Source organism: Stenotrophomonas sp. 1L-E-5-B-C3 (assembly GCF_057292075.1).
In genome coordinates, this window is record NZ_JBXAWS010000010.1 from 98,278 (window position 1) to 115,316 (window position 17,039).

At 66.2% G+C, this 17,039-nt stretch carries 13 protein-coding genes; 6 read left to right on the plus strand and 7 right to left on the minus strand.

The genetic code is table 11. The features are described 5' to 3' along the window. Positions 1-11: 11 nt before the first annotated feature. Entirely contained in the window at positions 12-1,985 is a 1,974-nt protein-coding gene (locus AC0Z6F_RS14170) for an AsmA family protein (protein WP_100435115.1), read from the plus strand. 480 nt (positions 1,986-2,465) lie between these two features. Here AC0Z6F_RS14170 and AC0Z6F_RS14175 read toward each other — a convergent pair whose 3' ends face one another. From AC0Z6F_RS14175 to mtgA, 3 genes are read right to left on the minus strand one after another with little or no spacing between them, the layout of a single operon-like run. Continuing rightward, the gene (locus AC0Z6F_RS14175; protein WP_012511858.1) at positions 2,466-2,897 is read right to left on the minus strand and encodes a CBS domain-containing protein; all 432 of its coding nucleotides are present in this window, start codon (positions 2,895-2,897) and stop codon (positions 2,466-2,468) included. After that, positions 2,857-3,876 (minus strand): glycosyltransferase family 2 protein, encoded by a 1,020-nt coding sequence (locus AC0Z6F_RS14180; RefSeq protein WP_012511859.1) that lies wholly within the window; start codon positions 3,874-3,876, stop codon positions 2,857-2,859. Before AC0Z6F_RS14180 ends, AC0Z6F_RS14175 begins: the two co-directional genes overlap by 41 nt. Positions 3,877-3,932: 56 nt before the next feature. After that, a complete protein-coding gene (gene mtgA, locus AC0Z6F_RS14185) occupies positions 3,933-4,682 on the minus strand; it encodes a monofunctional biosynthetic peptidoglycan transglycosylase (protein ID WP_012511860.1) in 750 nt (249 codons plus the stop codon). A 77-nt stretch (positions 4,683-4,759) separates the two neighbouring features. On the opposite strand from mtgA, the gene hslO reads away from it, so the two are divergent. Both hslO and AC0Z6F_RS14195 read left to right on the plus strand, forming a co-directional pair. Then, the gene (hslO, locus tag AC0Z6F_RS14190) at positions 4,760-5,653 is read left to right on the plus strand and encodes an Hsp33 family molecular chaperone HslO (RefSeq protein WP_006384774.1); all 894 of its coding nucleotides are present in this window, start codon (positions 4,760-4,762) and stop codon (positions 5,651-5,653) included. Positions 5,654-5,769: 116 nt separating this feature from the next. Next, positions 5,770-6,615, plus strand: a complete 846-nt coding sequence (locus tag AC0Z6F_RS14195) for an XOO1806 family protein (protein WP_006384775.1) — start codon at positions 5,770-5,772, stop codon at positions 6,613-6,615. 203 nt (positions 6,616-6,818) lie between these two features. Here the strand turns inward: AC0Z6F_RS14195 and AC0Z6F_RS14200 are convergent, their stop codons facing one another. After that, positions 6,819-9,776 (minus strand): TonB-dependent receptor domain-containing protein, encoded by a 2,958-nt coding sequence (locus AC0Z6F_RS14200; RefSeq protein WP_100469323.1) that lies wholly within the window; start codon positions 9,774-9,776, stop codon positions 6,819-6,821. A 230-nt stretch (positions 9,777-10,006) separates the two neighbouring features. After that, a complete protein-coding gene (locus AC0Z6F_RS14205; RefSeq protein ID WP_012511862.1) occupies positions 10,007-10,606 on the minus strand; it encodes a TetR/AcrR family transcriptional regulator in 600 nt (199 codons plus the stop codon). A gap of 141 nt (positions 10,607-10,747) precedes the next feature. Between AC0Z6F_RS14205 and AC0Z6F_RS14210 the strand changes: the two genes are divergently transcribed. From AC0Z6F_RS14210 to AC0Z6F_RS14220, 3 genes are all read left to right on the plus strand, one after another. Continuing rightward, a complete protein-coding gene (locus AC0Z6F_RS14210; protein WP_012511863.1) occupies positions 10,748-11,665 on the plus strand; it encodes an alpha/beta fold hydrolase in 918 nt (305 codons plus the stop codon). Then, the gene (locus tag AC0Z6F_RS14215; RefSeq protein ID WP_012511864.1) at positions 11,662-14,139 is read left to right on the plus strand and encodes an acyl-CoA dehydrogenase; all 2,478 of its coding nucleotides are present in this window, start codon (positions 11,662-11,664) and stop codon (positions 14,137-14,139) included. Before AC0Z6F_RS14210 ends, AC0Z6F_RS14215 begins: the two co-directional genes overlap by 4 nt. 76 nt (positions 14,140-14,215) lie before the next feature. Further along, positions 14,216-14,683, plus strand: coding sequence for a hotdog fold domain-containing protein (locus tag AC0Z6F_RS14220; RefSeq protein WP_006384868.1), 468 nt, complete (start codon positions 14,216-14,218; stop codon positions 14,681-14,683). Positions 14,684-15,264: 581 nt separating this feature from the next. Here AC0Z6F_RS14220 and AC0Z6F_RS14225 read toward each other — a convergent pair. Both AC0Z6F_RS14225 and AC0Z6F_RS14230 read right to left on the minus strand, forming a co-directional pair. Further along, complete coding sequence (locus tag AC0Z6F_RS14225) at positions 15,265-15,615, minus strand: DUF1304 domain-containing protein (RefSeq protein ID WP_006384872.1); 351 nt, start codon at positions 15,613-15,615, stop codon at positions 15,265-15,267. A gap of 78 nt (positions 15,616-15,693) precedes the next feature. Beyond that, complete coding sequence (locus tag AC0Z6F_RS14230) at positions 15,694-17,019, minus strand: NTP/NDP exchange transporter (RefSeq protein WP_006384874.1); 1,326 nt, start codon at positions 17,017-17,019, stop codon at positions 15,694-15,696. Between the last annotated feature and the right edge of the window lie 20 nt (positions 17,020-17,039).

Genomic DNA, 17,039 nt, shown 5'->3' on the forward strand with positions numbered 1-17,039 from the left:
ACCATGGCAGCGTGAATGCTGCCCCCTCCCCTGCCGCGCCACGCGCATCCCGCTGGCGTTTCCGTCGCCCAGGCCCGCGCGGCCAGCGCGGGTTGGCCGTGCTGGTCTTCCTGCTGGCCGCGATCCTGCTGCTGATCGCGCTGTGGGACTGGAACTGGTTCAAGGGCCCGGTCGAGCGCGCCGTGCAGGCGCGCACCGGCCGTGCGCTGCACATCGGCCATCTGGATGTCGACCTTGGCCGCACCAGCACGGTCCGCGCCGATGCGATCACCTTCGCCAATGCAAGCTGGTCGAAGCAGCCGGAGATGGCCACGGCCGACCGCATCGAGATCGATGTGCGGGTGTGGCCCCTGCTGCGCGGCAGCGTGCAACTGCCCGAGGTGCGCCTGACCCGGCCGGACGTGCTGCTGGAAACTGCGCCGCGCAAGGATGAACCAGGCAACTGGGATTTCCTCGGGGACCGCTCCGGCGGGACCAGCCCGCAGCTCAAGCGCCTGCGCATCGATGACGGGCGCCTGCAGTTCCTCGACGCTCTGGGCCGCACCGACATCCGTGTGGATGTGCGCAGCGGCCAGCCGAAGCAGGCCGACGCCGCACCACCGCTGCTGGTACAGGGCAAGGGTCGCTGGCGGGGCAACCCGTTCACCCTGCGCGGCGGCACCGAATCTCCACTGCAGCTGACCGACAGTGATCATCCGTTCCGCATCCACCTCGATGGCCGCGCCGGCGCCACCCATGCGGTGGCCACCGGTACGCTGACCAATCCCTTCCAGCTGCGCATGTTCGACCTGCAGTTCGCGCTCAGCGGCCAGGATCTTGCCGATCTCTATCCGCTGCTGGGTATCGCCATCCCACCGTCGCCCCCCTATGCCCTGGACGGCCGTCTCAAGCGCGACCACAACGTCTGGCGCTATGAGCAGTTCACCGGCAAGGTCGGCGACAGCGACCTCGGCGGCAACCTGCAGTTCGAGGTGGGCGGCGCACGGCCGCGGCTGACCGCCACACTGGAATCCAAGCGCCTGGACTTCGACGACCTGGCCGGCTTCGTCGGTGCGCCACCGAAGACCGGCGGCGGCGAAACCGCGAACGCGCAGCAGAAGGCCGAGGCCGCACGCGTTGCGGCCAGCGCGCGGGTGCTGCCGGATACCCCGTACAACCTGGGCAAGCTGCGCGCAATGGATGCCGACGTGCGCTGGAAGGCCCACCGCATCAATGCGCCGTCACTGCCGCTGGATGACATGGATGCGCACCTGTTGCTGGATGATGGCGTGCTGCGGCTGGACCCGCTGAACTTCGGCGTGGCCGGCGGCGATATCCGCAGCACCATCCGCATGGACGCACGCCAGCCGCAGATCGCCACCGCACTGAAGGCCAGCGTGCGCGGTGTACAGCTGGGCCAACTGTTCCCGGATGCCAAGCTGGCCGAGCAGGCCAAGGGCGGCATCGGCGGTAATGTGGACCTGAGCGGCCACGGCAACTCGATCGCCGCAATGCTCGGCAGCAGCAGTGGCCAGGTCGGCCTGGCGATGGGTCGCGGCCATGTCGGCAACCTGGTGATGGAACTGGCCGGCCTGGACATCACCGAATCGTTGAAATTCCTGGTGACCGGCGACAAGCAGATCCCCCTGCGCTGCGCCTTCGCCGACTTCGGCGTGCGCGACGGCCTGATGACCAGCGAGGCGCTGGCGGTGGACACCACCGATACGATCCTCATCGGCGAAGGCACAGTCAGCCTGCGCGACGAGAGCCTGGACCTGCTCCTGAAGCCGCGCCCGAAGGACAAGAGCATCCTGGTACTCCGCTCGCCGCTGCACATCTCCGGCACGTTCAAGGACCCGTCATTCCGCCCGGACTTCAAGGCGTTGGGCATCCGGGGAGCCGTGGCCTTGGCACTGGGCAGCATCGCCCCACCGGCGGCGTTGCTGGCGACCATCGAACTGGGGCCGGGGAAGGATGCCGACTGCGGGGGGCAGTATGCGAAGTAGAAGCGTTGTTCGCGGCGCCTCGTTTTTCCGCGCGTAGAGCCGGAGCAAGGCGACAGGCAGGACACGCCGTAAATACGTCCCTGTAGGCTCGGTCGGCGCATCCATGCGCCTCACGGTCCTGCCTGCCGCCTTGCTCCGGCTCCGGACAGTTTCCAGCGCGCGGAACGAGAGCGGAAATTCAAAGTCAAAAGAAAAAGCAAAGTCAAAAGCTGTTGCCAACCAAGGTTGGCAGCTACCAAAGGCGAGCCACCGCGCATGTATGCACCGCGCTCGCAGGAACGTGTCCAGGGGCGGAGGGCATGGCCGTGCAGGACCGTTGGCGCCATGGATGGCGCCATCGAGCCCCCAGGGAGGGGTTTACGGCGTGTCCTGCACGGCCATGCCCTCCGCCTCCCCGACGTATCAGGAAGGCGCTGCTTTGGCTTTGGCTTTGAGCTTCGAAAAGCGGGCCGGCGGGCCGCAGGCCCGCCAGCGAACACCTCACCCCGCCACAATGTACTGCTGCAGTTGATCCAGCTCCCTGCGCTGCGCATCGATCACCGACTTCACCAGGTCGCCGATGGAGATCACTCCCAGCACCTGTGCGCCCTCCACCACCGGCAGGTGGCGGATGCGGTAGTCGGTCACCAGCTGCAGGCAGTGTTCCACCTGCTCGCCCGGCGACACCGTCACCACCTGCGCCGTCATGATCTCCGCCACTGCCGTATCGCGCGACGAACGATCGCGCAGCACGATCTTGCGCGCGTAATCGCGCTCGGACAGGATGCCGACCAGCCGCGGCCCGTCCATCACCAGCACCGCACCAATGCCCTTTTCCGCCATCAACCGGATCGCGTCGATCACCGCCGCATCCGGCGCGACCGCATGTACTTCAGGAGACTTGCCGTCCAACAGTTGCCGTACCGTGGTCATCCGCCTGCCCTCCAAGGGTGGGTTGCAGGGCCGAGTCTGCCACGGCGGATGCTAGCCACGCGTCAACCAGGTACAACGGCCGCTGCTTGGACTCCTCGTACAGCCGGCCCAGGTACTCACCGATCAAGCCAAGTGCGATCAGCTGCACGCCGCCCAGGAACAGGATCACCGCCATCATCGTCGGCCAGCCGGCAACCCGGTCGCCGTACAGGGCCGCCTTGGCGATCACCCAGACACCGAACACGAAGGCCACCGCCGCCGTCGCCAGGCCCATGTAGGTCGCCGCGCGCAGCGGGACGGTCGAGAACCCGGTGATGCCCTCCAGGGCGAAATTCCACAGCCGCCACAGACTGAACTTGCTGGATCCGGCCACGCGCGCATGGCGGTGATAGGGCACCGCGATCCGCTTGAATCCGACCCAGCTGAAAAGGCCCTTCATGAAGCGGTGGCGCTCACGCATTTCGCGCAGTGCACTCAACGCGCGCGCCGAGAGCAGGCGGAAATCGCCGGTATCGGCGGGGATCGGTGTGCGCGACAGGCGCCCGATCACCCGGTAGAACATCGCGGCAGTAGCGCGCTTGACCCATGCCTCGCCATCGCGGGCCATGCGCGTGCCGTAGACGTTGTCATGGCCTTCGCGCCAACGCGCGACAAACTCCGGCACCAGTTCCGGCGGGTCCTGGCCATCGGCGTCAAGGATCATCGCCGCGCCGTCGCGCACCAGATCCAGGCCGGCGGTCAGCGCTGCTTCCTTGCCGAAGTTACGCGACAGCTTCAGGGCGGAGACCCGTACATCGGACTGGGCCAGGCCGGCAATCACCTCCCAAGTGCCGTCATGGCTGCCATCGTCCACATAGAGGATGTGGCCCTCGATGTCAGGCATGCCGTCGAGCACGGCGCACAACCGCGGATGCAGCAGCGGCAGTGCCAGGGCCTCGTTGTAGGCAGCGATGACGAAAGTAAGCCGTTCGCGGGTCATGCCCGGATTGTACGTCGCCGGCAGGCGCACGGCCTGCCGACCGGGCCGCCTGGGCCTCACTCCTCCGACAGGTACGCCGCCCCACCCAGCTGCCGCGCCTGGCGCTGGATCCACGCCGCGCGCCGCTGCACATACGGCCCCGGCGCCGCTGCGTTGTAGCGCCGCGGTGCCGGCAGCACCGCCGCCAACCGCGCACTCTCGGCCGGGCTCAGCCGCGCCGCATCCTTGCCCCAGAATTTCTTCGCCGCCGCCTGCGCGCCGTACACACCATCACCGAACTCGGCGATGTTGGCGTACATCTCCAGGATCCGCTCCTTCGGCCACAGCGCCTCGATCAGCACCGTGTACCAGACCTCCAGGCCCTTGCGGATCCAGCTGCGGCCCTGCCAGAGGAACAGGTTCTTGGCCACCTGCTGGCTGATCGTGCTGGCCCCCCGCAGGCGTCCGCCCTTGGCATTGTGGTCGCGGGCCTTCTCGATGGCCTGCAGATCGAAGCCACTGTGCTCGGGGAAGCGCTGGTCCTCGGCCGCCACCAGCGAAATCGGCAGGCTCGGCGCCATCTGCTCCATATCCCGCCATTGGTAGTGCAGGCGATAGGACCAGTCACCCTCGCCCAGCGCCTCGCCATAGCGCCACAGCATGACCGTGGACAGCGGCGGGTCGATGAAGCGCAACACCAGCACCTGCAGGCAGCTGAAGGCGGCCAGCAGCACGGGCAGCCACAGCAGGCGCTTCCAGTGCCAGCGACGACGGCGTGGCGGAGCCTCAACCGCCTCTACCTTGTGCTGCTCTCCCGCTGCCCCCATTACTGGTGCATCCTTCTTCTGTCTGGTTGTCGGCACATTATCCGGCAACCGCCCCTGTTTACGCGCGATGTGAGCCGATGACCGCCAACCCCGATTCCCTGATCCGCTTCCTGCTCCCCGACGCTGGTGTCCGCGGCGTCCATGTGCGCCTGCAGGCGACCTGGCAGGAGATCCTGTCCCACGCCCAGTACCCGGATACTGCCGCTGAGCTGCTCGGTGAAGCCTGCGTGGCCTCGGCACTGTTCACCGGCCACACCAAGATCGATGGCCGCCTGTCGATCCAGCTGCGCAGCAGCACTGCACTGCGCACCCTGTTCGCCGAATGCACCGCGGCCGGCACCCTGCGCGGCATTGCCCAGCTCAGTGAAGGCGCCGATGCACCGCGCGACCTGTCCAATCTCGGCGACGATGCCCTGCTCGCCATCACCATCGAGAACCCGGGGCTGGACCCGCGCGAGCCGCAGCGCTACCAGAGCCTGGTCGGGCTGACCGCGCCGGAACTGGACGAGGCCTTCGAGGACTACTTCCGCCAATCCGAGCAGCTGCCAACCCGCCTGCTGCTGGTCGCCGACCGCGACGGCGCCGCCGGCCTGCTGCTGCAGAAGCTGCCCGGCGACGAGGGCGACGAGGATGGCTGGGCACGCGCCAGCGCGCTGTTCGAGACCCTGGGCAAGGCCGAACTGCTGGCCACCCCGGCCGAGCAGCTGCTGCACCGGCTGTTCCACGAGGAGCAGCCGGCGCTGCTGGGCGAAAAGCCGCTGTCCTTCGCCTGTTCCTGCTCCCGTGATCGGGTGGCCTCGATGCTGCAGTCGCTGGGCGAGGACGAGGCCCGTGCTGCCGCCGAAGCCAGTGGCGCGGTCGAGGTCCGTTGCGAATTCTGCGGGCGGGAGTATCACTTTCCGTTGACGGAGTTCGGCATACTGTTCCACGGTGCCGAGGGGACTGTGCCGGCGCCTGAACGGCTTCAGTAAACGGCATGTCTTGCATCTGGGGGGATCAAGGCTTGTTAAGAATTCATAAACACCCTAGGATCAAGTTCCCGTATCCGCGGGAACTTCCGTTGTCCGTCCCTGTCTGAACTGGTCCGATGCGTACCTTCCTGCGTCTACCGCTGGCCCTGCTGATCGCCCTTGGCGCGATCACGGGCGTGCACGCGCAGAGCAAGGACACCCGCACCGTGCTGCCGGTGTGGAACAAGGGCAGCGGCAAGGTCGAGGCCCTGCTGTATCTGGAACCGACCGGCGAACAGGCGGCCGGCGCGCGCTGGCACTTCGGCCGCAACTCGCTGGATGCAGCCTTCGGGCTGTCGTCCGGCGACTCGCTGGGCCTGCTCTGCAACAGCAGCGGGACCAGCATGAGCGGACTGGCCAGCCATTGCATGCTAGCCAGCCTCGGCGATGACGATGACCTCAACAGCCGCCGCTTCACCGGCACCGCTGCGCTGAACCGTGGCAACAGCCGCCTGGGCATCACCGCCGGTACCGGCCGTGAAACCCTGCCGGCCTGGTTGTCCGGGCCGAACAAGACACCTTCGTTGCGTGCCGAGCAGAACGACCTGACCGTATTCGCGCAGAAGAACATCGGCCGCGAAGGTTTCGTCTCCATCGCCGGCACCTACGCCAAGGCGCGGCTGGTGCCACTGGCCGATGCCTCACCGGCCATCGTCGATCGCTGGGACAGCAAAAGCCTGAGCATCGGTGCCGGCTATGGCAACTTCACCGGCAGCATCATCGGCCGCGTCATTGACGTACCCGGCAAGCCAGGCAAGTGGGAAGGCCTGGGTATCGGCCTGACCTGGCGCACCCCGTGGTCCGGCCAGCTCACCGTCGGCGCCGAGAATGTGATCAGCCGCGGCAAGAACCCGTTCTCGCCCCGCAACGAGAGCAACGACGACGGCACCGTGCCGTACGTGCGCTACGAGCAGGACCTGTAAGCCCCCTGCCTGATCGCAGCGTCAACGCTGCGATGCTCTTCTCTTCTACCTCCCTGGTGACACAACGTCACCTGCCTGCGGCTGCGTGCATGGCGACGTGCACTGGGCCGTTCCGCCCGGTGCCGGCCGGCGAACCCACCCCATGAAAAAGGCCACGCCCCTTTCGGGGCGCGGCCATGTCACACGTACGGATTACGCTGCAATCAGAAGCGCTGCGTGTACTTCATGTACAGGAAGCGACCGATGTCGAAGCCACCGTAGTAGGAGACGTTGGCGTTCGGCTGGCTGTACATGGTCGGGCCCACGCGGCCGAACACGTTGTTGGCACCCACCGCCACGGTCGCGTTCCACGGCGCGCTCCAGCGCAGCTGGACGTCGTTGAACACCGTTGCGCCACGCTGGTTGGTCGCGCTGCCCACGGCCACGCCCTGGTTGTTCGGCGAGGCGTAGTTCGGCAGGTTGCACTCTTCCGGGAACGTCACAGCACTCAGGCACGACTCCTTCATGCCCGAGAAGTAACGGACGGTCCAGCTGGCGCCGAAGTCACCCATTTCCCAACCCAGGTTCAGGTTCGAACGCACGCGGAACGCGCCGCCCGCCCAGCCCACGCCGGTGCGGGGGTTCGGGTGGGTGACCGGGTTCTTGGTGGTGACCAGGTCATCACGCGAGGTGTAGGTGCTGGTCCACTGCGCGCTGAAGTTACCGAAGCGATCGGTCGGCAGGCGGTAGCTGACGTCCAGATCGAAGCCTTCCACCTCGCGGTAGCCGGCGTTGATGCCGGTGCGGTTGAGGTTGTTGACGATGCCGGTCACCGGGTCGCGCGTGAAGGCCGAGCAGCGCGACGCGATGTCGTTGAGGTAGCAATCGTTGAGGATCAGGTTGGCCGTGTCGGCGATGATGGTGTTCTCGACACGGATTTCCCACCAGTCCAGCGACATGTTGAAGTTCTGGATGAAGCCCGGGCTCCACACCACGCCCAGGGTCTTGGACGTCGAGGTTTCCGGAGTCAGCTGGTCGTTCGAACCCGAAACGAAGGCCAGCGGCGTCTGCGACGATGCAGCGGTGGTCGGGGTGAAGCCCTGCTGCTGCTGGCGGAAGGTCGCGGCATTGACACCAGCCGGCAGTGCGGCGGCGCAACGGGCACGCACCGCAGCATTGGTACGCGAAGCGCCATAGACCGAATCGCACGGATCGGTGTAGAAGTCGAACGACTGCGAACCACCGCTGTACAGGTCGGCGATGGTCGGGGCACGGAAGCCCTCGGCCCAGGTACCGCGGATCAGCACTGAATCGACCGGCTTCCACTTGAAGCCGAACTTGCTGTTCAGCGTGGTGCCGAAGGTGTCGTAGTCCGAATGACGGGTGGCCGCGTTGAGGCTCAGCTCGCGGGCGCCCGGCAGGTCGGCCAGGATCGGGATGTTGAACTCGGCATAGACTTCGTCAACCTTGTAGCCACCACCGGTCGGGAAGTTGGCCAGGCCGGAAGTGTTGCCCGACTGCACCAGCGCATCCGGGCTGAAGCTGCCCGTTTCCTTGCGGTGTTCGATACCGACGGCGAAGCCCAGATCGCCCGCAGGCAGGGTGAACAGGCTGCCGGCCAGGTTGGCGGTCACGACCTTGGTGGTGGTCTCGGCGGTGGAGTGAGCCGCTGGGAACAGCAGCTTCTGCAGCGCATCATTGCCGGTCAATGCGCCATTGGCACCGTTGCTCGGAATGCCGGCACGCAGGAACGGGTTGTACGGCACGCACTGGTTCAGCGGAATCGGACTGGCGGCGGTACCGCACTGCGCCACGCCGCTGCTGTTGATGAAGGACGGGCCCACCGCCGCACGCAGCGCGGTCAGGTTGAGGTCACCGGTGCTGGTCTGGACCAGCTTGTTGTTGTTGTACAGGTAGCCGACATCCCAGTCGAACAGACGGTCAGCGAACTCGAAGCTGCCTTCCAGGCCACCACTGAAGCGGAACGTGGTCAGTTCGGCGCGGGTGTTGCGCGGCACTTCCAGGGTACGACGCCACCAGTTGCTGATTTCGGTGCCCAGCGGGTTGAACGCGCTGGTGGCCGACATCGGCGAAGTGAAGGCCAGCGCCTGGTACGGGTAGCCGGCGATCTGACGGTTCGAATCGCGGTAGCTGTACAGCATGTTGGTGCGCAGGCGCACATTGTCGGTCAGGTCATAGATACCATCGACGAACACCGCGCGGCGTTCCTGCGGGGTACGCAGGTCGGTCTGCAGGTTGGTATTGGTCTTGTCCTTGGTGACCAAGCTGTTGACGTTCTGCGCGACGTAGTCGGCCTTGTTGTTCGGGTTGCCACCCTCACGCAGGATCACGCGCACTTCGCGGTTGGGATTGCCCGCACTGGCAGCCGGATAGGTGACGCCCGGCAGGCCATCGGCCGGACGGCTGACGAAGCCACCGAATTCACCGACGGTGGTCCAGCCGAAGTCCGGGTGGTTGGCGCTGCGCGGGAAGGCACCGTACGGACGATCCGCCGCCCGCACCTTGTCTTCCTTGGCGTACTCGGCACCGATGGTCAGCGAACCGCGCTCACCCTTCACGCCCATGGTGAAGTCCATGGTGCGGGTGGCACCGTCGCCCTCACTGTACTGGCCGTAGTAGACGCTGCCGGTGGCGCCTTCGAAGTTGGTACGGGTGATGATGTTGATGACGCCGGCGATAGCATCGGAACCGTAGATCGACGAAGCGCCATCCTTCAGCACTTCAATGCGCTCGATGGCCGACACCGGCACGGTCGAGATGTCCTGCAGGCCACCGGTGGTGATGCCCAGGCGCTTGCCGTTGAGCAGCACCAGGGTACGGGTGGCACCGAGATCACGCAGGCTGATGTAGGTACCGCCCACGGCTTCGCCCGAGGACAGCGGCTGGGCACGGCTGATCGGCGGCGAACCGACGGCGCTGATGTTCTGCAGGATGTCGGCGACCGACGAGAAGCCCTGCTTCTCGATATCCGCGCGGTTGAGGGTCAGGACGGGCTGGGCGGTTTCGACGTCGACGGTACGGATGCGCGAACCGGTGACTTCGATGCGGTCCAGATTGGTCGCTTGCTGGGCGAGGGCCGTGCCGGTGCCGGCCACGGATGCGGCGCTGGCCGCCAACGCAACGCACACAGCATCGCGCAGCTTGTTGCTGTTCAACTTCATGGGCTCTCTCTCCATGGATCTTGGGTTGTGTGCTGAGTCCAGCCGGCGTGCCAGAAAAGGAGGCACAAAAACGACTGGTGACCCGATAGTAGCCACACTTGATCTGGAATTAAAGAGTCGTTAAGAAAACGCCCAAATCGCGTGAAATCGGTCTCACTGCGACATACGTTGGCGCATTGAGGCCGTCCTGCTTGACGCTTCCAGCCTCAGCAGGACGCCCCCTTCCCCATTCAGCTGGGGATGAGCGTGTCGATCAGATGCTCGACGTAAGCCTCGAAATCCTCGCGCGCCTGCTTGGGCTGCTGCAGCTGCAGCGACAGCTGCAGGAAGCCGACATAGGCCGCGTAGGCCAGGCGCGCGCGATGGCGTGCATCGGTCGAGCTGAGCCCGGCCTGGCGGAACGAGGCGATCAGGTAATCCAGGCGGCGCTGCGAGACGCGGTCGATCACCGGACGCACCATCGGGTGGTCCAGCGCCTTCAGCAGTTCGCTGTAGATGATGTGCGGCTGCACCTCATGGGCGACCATCTGGAACAGCTGGCGCAGGCGCACCCGGGGATCGGGCACGTCTTCGAGACTACCGAACACCTGTTCCTGTTCGAACAGCTCCCAACGCTCCAGCGCGGCCTGCAGCAACGCATCACGCGAGGGGAAATGCCAGTAGAAACTGCCCTTGGTCACGCCCAGGCGCCGCGCCAACGGTTCCACCGCGACGGCACCCACGCCTTGTTCAGCAATCAGATCGAGGGCCGCCTGGGCCCAGTCTTCGGCACTCAGGCGGCTGTTGCGGCCGGCGCGCGGTTCGCCGGCGGAAGCGTCAGGTTGATTCATGGGCTGATTTAACCATACGCCGGGGTTCGTTGCAGTACGCGAATGCGGCCGAATCCGTCGCAGAGCAGTCCGGATGGCCTTCTGCATCGCACCATACGATGCAGTATTGACTTCCTTCCGAAGCAATCCATACTAGCAAGTATGGTTACGTCCCCGACTCCCGCTGCGTTCCATGACCTGCGCCTGGAAGCGGCCCATGGCACCCGTCTGGCCGCCACCGCCAGTGACCACGGCCGTCGAGGCCGTGTGCTGTTCGCACATGGCTTCGGCCAGACCCGGCATGCCTGGAATGCGACCGCCGGCGCACTGTCTGCAGCTGGCCTGCAGACCCTGGCCTACGATGCCCGCGGCCATGGCGATTCGGACTGGAATGCCGCCGACCTGCCCTATCACGGCGAACAGTTCGCCGATGACCTGATCGTGCTGGCCGGCGAGCAACCGCGCCCACCGGTGCTGGTTGCAGCATCGATGGGCGGCCTGTTCGGCCTGCTCGCCGAATCGCGCTGGCCGGGCCTGTTCTCGGCGATGGTGCTGGTCGACATCACTCCGCGCTGGGATACCGCAGGGGTCGAACGCATCCTGGCCTTCATGACCGCTCACCCCGATGGCTTCGCGTCGCTGGCCCAGGCCGCCGACGTGATCTCGGCCTACATGCCGCACCGCCCGCGCAAATCCGAACAGTCGCTGCGCGCCCTGCTGCGCGAGGACGACCACGGCCGCTGGCGCTGGCACTGGGACCCGCGCCTGGTGGCCGAACTGGCCCGCGACAGCGAGCAGCACCAGGACGCGCTGGCTGAAGCCGCGCGCCAGGTGAAGTGCCCGTTGCTGCTGGTCAGCGGCGGTCGCAGCGATCTGGTCACGCCACAGACCGTGGCCGAATTCCTGGCGTTGGCGCCGCACGCGCGCCATGTACAGCTGCCGCAGGCCACGCATATGGTTGCCGGCGACGACAACAACGCCTTTACCGCTACTGTGTTGGACTATCTGGACGTGTTGCCCGCAGCGGATGCTGCGGCTTCGTCCGCCACAAACGAGCACGTCACCGGAGCACGCTCATGAGCATCGTTCTTCCCTTCCTCGCCCTGCTGCTGGCAGGCGCGTTCGTCGCCTACCACCGCATGCGGCTGGTTACCTGGACGCTGATCAGCGTGGCCCTGCTGGTCGCCTGCTGGTTCGTGCCCTACGTCAACCAGACCGCCACGATCGTTGCCGCCGCCGTGCTGGCGGTGATCGCCGTGCCGCTGCTGCTGCCGTTCATCCGCAAGCCGCTGCTGACCGGCCCGATGATGAAGGTGTTCCGCAAGGTGCTGCCGCCGCTGTCGCAGACCGAGCGCATCGCGCTGGAAACCGGCTCGGTCGGTTTCGAAGGCGAGCTGTTCACCGGTGACCCGGACTGGAACATCCTGCTGAACTACCCCAAGCCGCAGCTGACCGCGGAAGAGCAGGCCTTCCTCGATGGCCCGGTCGAAGAGCTGTGCAAGATGGTCAACGACTGGGAAATCACCCACGTCCATGCCGACCTGCCGCCGGAACTGTGGGCCTTCATCAAGAAGAACAAGTTCTTCGGCATGATCATTCCGAAGGAATACGGCGGCCTCGGCTTCTCCGCGCTGGCCCACCACAAGGTGATCCAGAAGCTGGCCTCGGTGTCCTCGGTGGTCAGCTCCACCGTCGGCGTGCCGAACTCGCTGGGCCCGGGCGAACTGCTGGTGCATTACGGCACCCAGGAGCAGAAGGACCAGTACCTGCCGCGCCTGGCCGATGGCCGCGAAGTGCCCTGCTTCGGCCTGACCGGCCCGTTCGCCGGCTCCGACGCCACCTCCATTCCGGACTACGGCATCGTCTGCAAGGGCGAGTGGAACGGCGAGCAGGTGCTCGGCGTCAAGCTGACCTTCGACAAGCGTTACATCACCCTGGCCCCGGTCGCGTCGCTGATCGGCCTGGCCTTCCGCATGTACGACCCGGATGGCCTGATCGGTGAAACCCGCGACATCGGCATCACCCTGGGCCTGTTGCCGCGTGATACCGCCGGCGTTGAAATCGGTCGCCGCCACTTCCCGCTGAACTCGACCTTCCAGAACGGCCCGATCCGCGGCAAGGACGTGTTCATTCCGCTGACCCAGCTGATCGGTGGCGCTGCCATGGCCGGCAAGGGCTGGAACATGCTCAACGAGTGCCTGGCCGTGGGTCGCTCGATCACCCTGCCGTCCACCGCCAGTGGCGGTGCCAAGGCCGGTGCCGCCGTGACCGGCGCCTATGCGCGCATCCGCAAGCAGTTCGGCCTGTCGGTCGGCCGCTTCGAGGGCGTGGAAGAAGCACTGGCCCGCATTGGCGGCAAGGCGTACAAGATCAGTGCGCTGTCGCAGGCCACCGCAGCTGCGGTGGACCGCGGCGACGTGCCGTCGGTGCCGTCCGCCATTGCCAAGTACCACTGCACCAACATGAGCCGTGAAGTGATCTCGGACATGATGGACGTGATCGGCGGCAAGGGCATCATCCTCGGCCCGCGCAACTTCGCCGGGCGCAGCTGGCAGGCCGCGCCGATCGCGATCACCGTGGAAGGCGCCAACATCATGACCCGCAGCCTGCTGATCTTCGGCCAGGGTGCGATCCTCTGCCACCCGTGGGTGCTGAAGGAAATGAAGGCCGCGCAGGATCCGGACATCCGTGCCGGCCTGCAGGACTTCGACCGCAGCCTGTTCGGCCACATCCGCTTCGGCATCTCCAATGCCGTGCGTTCGTTCTGGTTCGGCCTGACCGGCGCGCGCTTCGGCGCTGCCCCGGGCGATGCCTACACCCGCCGCTACTTCCGCAAGCTGGACCGCTACTCGGCCAACCTGGCGCTGATGGCTGACATCTCGATGATGACCCTCGGCGGCAAGCTGAAGTTCAAGGAGTCGCTGTCCGGCCGCCTGGGCGACGTGCTGAGCCATGTCTACATGACCAGCGCCATGCTCAAGCGCTACCACGACGAAGGCGCACCGCAGGCCGACCAGCCGCTGCTGGCCTGGGCCTTCCATGACAGCGTGCACAAGATCGAGGAATCGCTGTCGGCGGCCCTGCGCAACTTCCCGATCCGACCGATCGGCTGGCTGATGTGGGCACTGATCTTCCCGCTGGGCCGTCGCGCCGAGGCACCGGGCGATCGCCTGAGCCGCCGCGTGGCCGCCCTGCTGATGGCTCCGAACGAAGCGCGTGACCGTCTGGCCAGCGGGGTGTTCCTGACCCCCTGCGAGAACAACCCGGGTGGCCGCATCAACAGCTACCTGAGCAAGGCGATCATGGCCGAGCCGGTGGAGCGCAAGTTCCTGAAGGCGCTGAAGAGCAAGGGCATCGAAGCGCTGGACTTCAACAGCCAGCTGGACGAAGCCGTGGCCGAGGGCGTGATCACCCAGGACGAGCGCAGCCTGCTGGAAGAACTGCGCACGCTGACCCTGGACACCATCACCGTGGACGATTTCGACACCCACGAACTGCGCGCGGCCAGCTACTACGACCGCCAGCACAAGGACCCGCACTCGCAGGCAGCCTGATCGCCCGCGACATGTGTTGCCTTCGACGGCGGGCTTCGGCCCGCCGTTGTTTCATCTGCCGACCGGAATTCCAACCATGTCCACGCCCCTGCTGTCCCTCTACCAGCGTCTTCAGCGCTGGCCTGCCGGCAACTGGCTGTTCTCCCGCGCGGTGTGCTTCAAGGCACCCTACTTCGCCAGCATTGCGCCACGCATAACCCGTCTGGAGCACGGCCGCTGCGAAGGCACGCTGGCCGACCGCCGCAAGGTGCGCAACCACATCGGCACGGTGCACGCGATCGCGATGTGCAACCTGGCCGAGCTGACCGCCGGGTTGATGGTCGATGCCTCGCTGCCGAAGGGCATGCGCTGGATCCCGAAGGGCATGCAGGTGCAGTACCTGGCGAAGGCGCGTGGCACGCTGCGGGCGCTGGCGTTGCCGGCGCAGCCGATTGTCGTCGCGGCCGAGGGCTATGCGCTGCCGGTGACGGTGAGCGTGCGCGACCGTGCGGGCACCGAGGTGTTCAGCGCGGTGATCGACATGTGGCTGTCGCCGGCGAAGTAGTGTTCCCGCGAACGGCGCAGCCCCTCGTGGGTGGACGGTTGGTCGCGGAAAGCTTTGGTTTGGCTGGGGGCGGTGGGTTCGCGGGGGACGCCGTGAACCCGTCCATGGGGGCTTGGCCGCGGCATCCATGCCGCGGACACCCCCGCGAACCCACCGCCCCCAGCCTCTGACAGATCTCTGCAGCGTCCACCCACGGAAGAGAAAAAGAAGAGCAAAAGCAAAAGCGGCCCACCGGCCGCTTTTTTCATGCGCGCAGAACCCACGAGCGCAGCGACCCGCTGTTGCTCTTGATCTTCTTTTTCTTCTCCGTGGGCTGGCCGCGCACGGAAACTGTCAGGGGTGGGGCGGGTGGGCCGTGCAGGGGCGTTGGCGCCATGGATGGCGCCATCGAGCTTACATGGGTGAAGGCGCTTTGCTTGCGAAGCACTGCTTCGCAAGCGCCTGAACGCACAGCCGCCAGCGGCTGGGCCGGGCCCCGGAGGGGGACTTGCAGCGTCCCCTGCACGGCCCACCCGCCCCACCAATCACATGAACAGCTCTACGCGACCACCCCACGAGGGGCTGCGCCGTTGGCTGGAAACTCACGCCAGCGCGCGAAACACCAACGCCAGAATCGCCGGTACGGCCTGGATCATGAAAATGCGACGGCTCACGCTGTACGCGCCATAGCACCCCGCCACCACCACGCAGGCCAGCGAGAACGTCACCAGCACCGGCTGATCGATCACCAGCCCCACCACGATGCCCGCCGCCAGGAAGCCGTTGTACAGGCCCTGGTTGGCCGCCAGCACACGCGTGGCCTGCGCCTTCTCCGGCGTATTGCGGAACGTCTTCAGGCCCAGCGGACGGGTCCACAGGAACATCTCCAGCACCAGGAAATAGGCGTGCAGCAATGCGACCAGCAGGGTCAGGGCAAGTGCGATCCAGTACATGGGCGGTTCCTTGGATAGATGGATGGGGTGATGGGGTCAGAGCCCTCTCCGTGGGAGAGGGATCCGACCCCGCGCGTCTCAGCGGTCGCGCGGCAGCTTCTTTTCTTCGCGCAGCACGCCGAATGCGGCGGCGGTCATGCACGCGGCAACCAACACGCCACCGATGAACACCACATGGGAACCCAGCAGCGACAGCCCCTTGTGCACCCAGGTGAAGCTCAGGTCCGCTCCGCGGTAGACCACAGTGTCGATGGCCGCGCCGGCCTTGTAGCGCCACTGGCGGTCCACACGGGTGTAGATGGTCTCGCGGGCAGGCTTGGCCAGCGCGAATTCGCTGGCACGGGTCATCACCTGCACCACTGCCACCATCAGCGGCATCGGCGAGGCGGCCAGTACCGAGAAACCGATCAGGATCGCAAAGCCCGGGATCAGCAGCGCCGGGGCGATACCGTGACGTGACAGCAGCCAGCGGGTCAGGCCGAGCTGCATCAACAGGGCCAGTGCGTTCACCGCCAGGTCGATGCGCGAGAAAAACGCCGTGCTCGCTGCCGGGTCACTGAAGGCCGCGCGCACGATGCTGGCCTGCTGGTTGTACAACAACGTGCCCACGCCCACGCCGAACACCACCATCACCGCGAGCCAGCGCAGCAGCGGCTCGCGCACGATCAGCTTCAGGCCATCGAGCACGCTGCCGCCCATCGGCTTCTCGCCCGACACCAGCTGCTGTTCGCGTTCGCGCAGCACCGCCCAGTGCCGCAGCCGCCAGATGCAGAACAGGCACACAAGCAGGAACCCGGCCGAAACCAGCATCAGGTTGGCAATGCCCACACGCTGCACCAGCACGCTGGTGATGAGCGGGCCGAGGAAGGCGCCAACGGTACCGGCCGCACCGATGTAGCCGTAGTACGCACGCGCCTGCGCATTGGAGAACACATCGGCCATGAAGCTCCAGAACACCGCCACCGCAAACAGGTTGAACACCATCACCCAGAGGAAGAAGGCCATGCCGCGCCCTGGCACGCCGGTATCGAACAGTGCGTAGAAGCCCAGCAGGGTGACGATGAAGAAGCCATACACCGCCGGCAGGAACACCCGTCGCGGGAAGCGGCTGACCAGCCAGCCGTAAACCGGCTGCAGCACCAGCATGATCACGAACACGCAGGAGAACAGGAACTGCAGGACGAAGTCCTTCAGCGCAATGCCATGACCGGCGAACCAGGCGATCAGCATCGGCGGGAACACGGTTTCCAGATCGGCCGAGGCGGCCATCGCCTCGCGCACCGGGCGCAGCACGTAGTAGCCGCTGAGCAGGCAGAAAAAATACAGGAACGACCACCACAGGGCCGGCGACTCACGCAGCCCGGTGAACAGCCCTCGCAGCGGGCCGGAACCGGCCGCGCTCACGCGGCTCCCCTCGCCTGCGA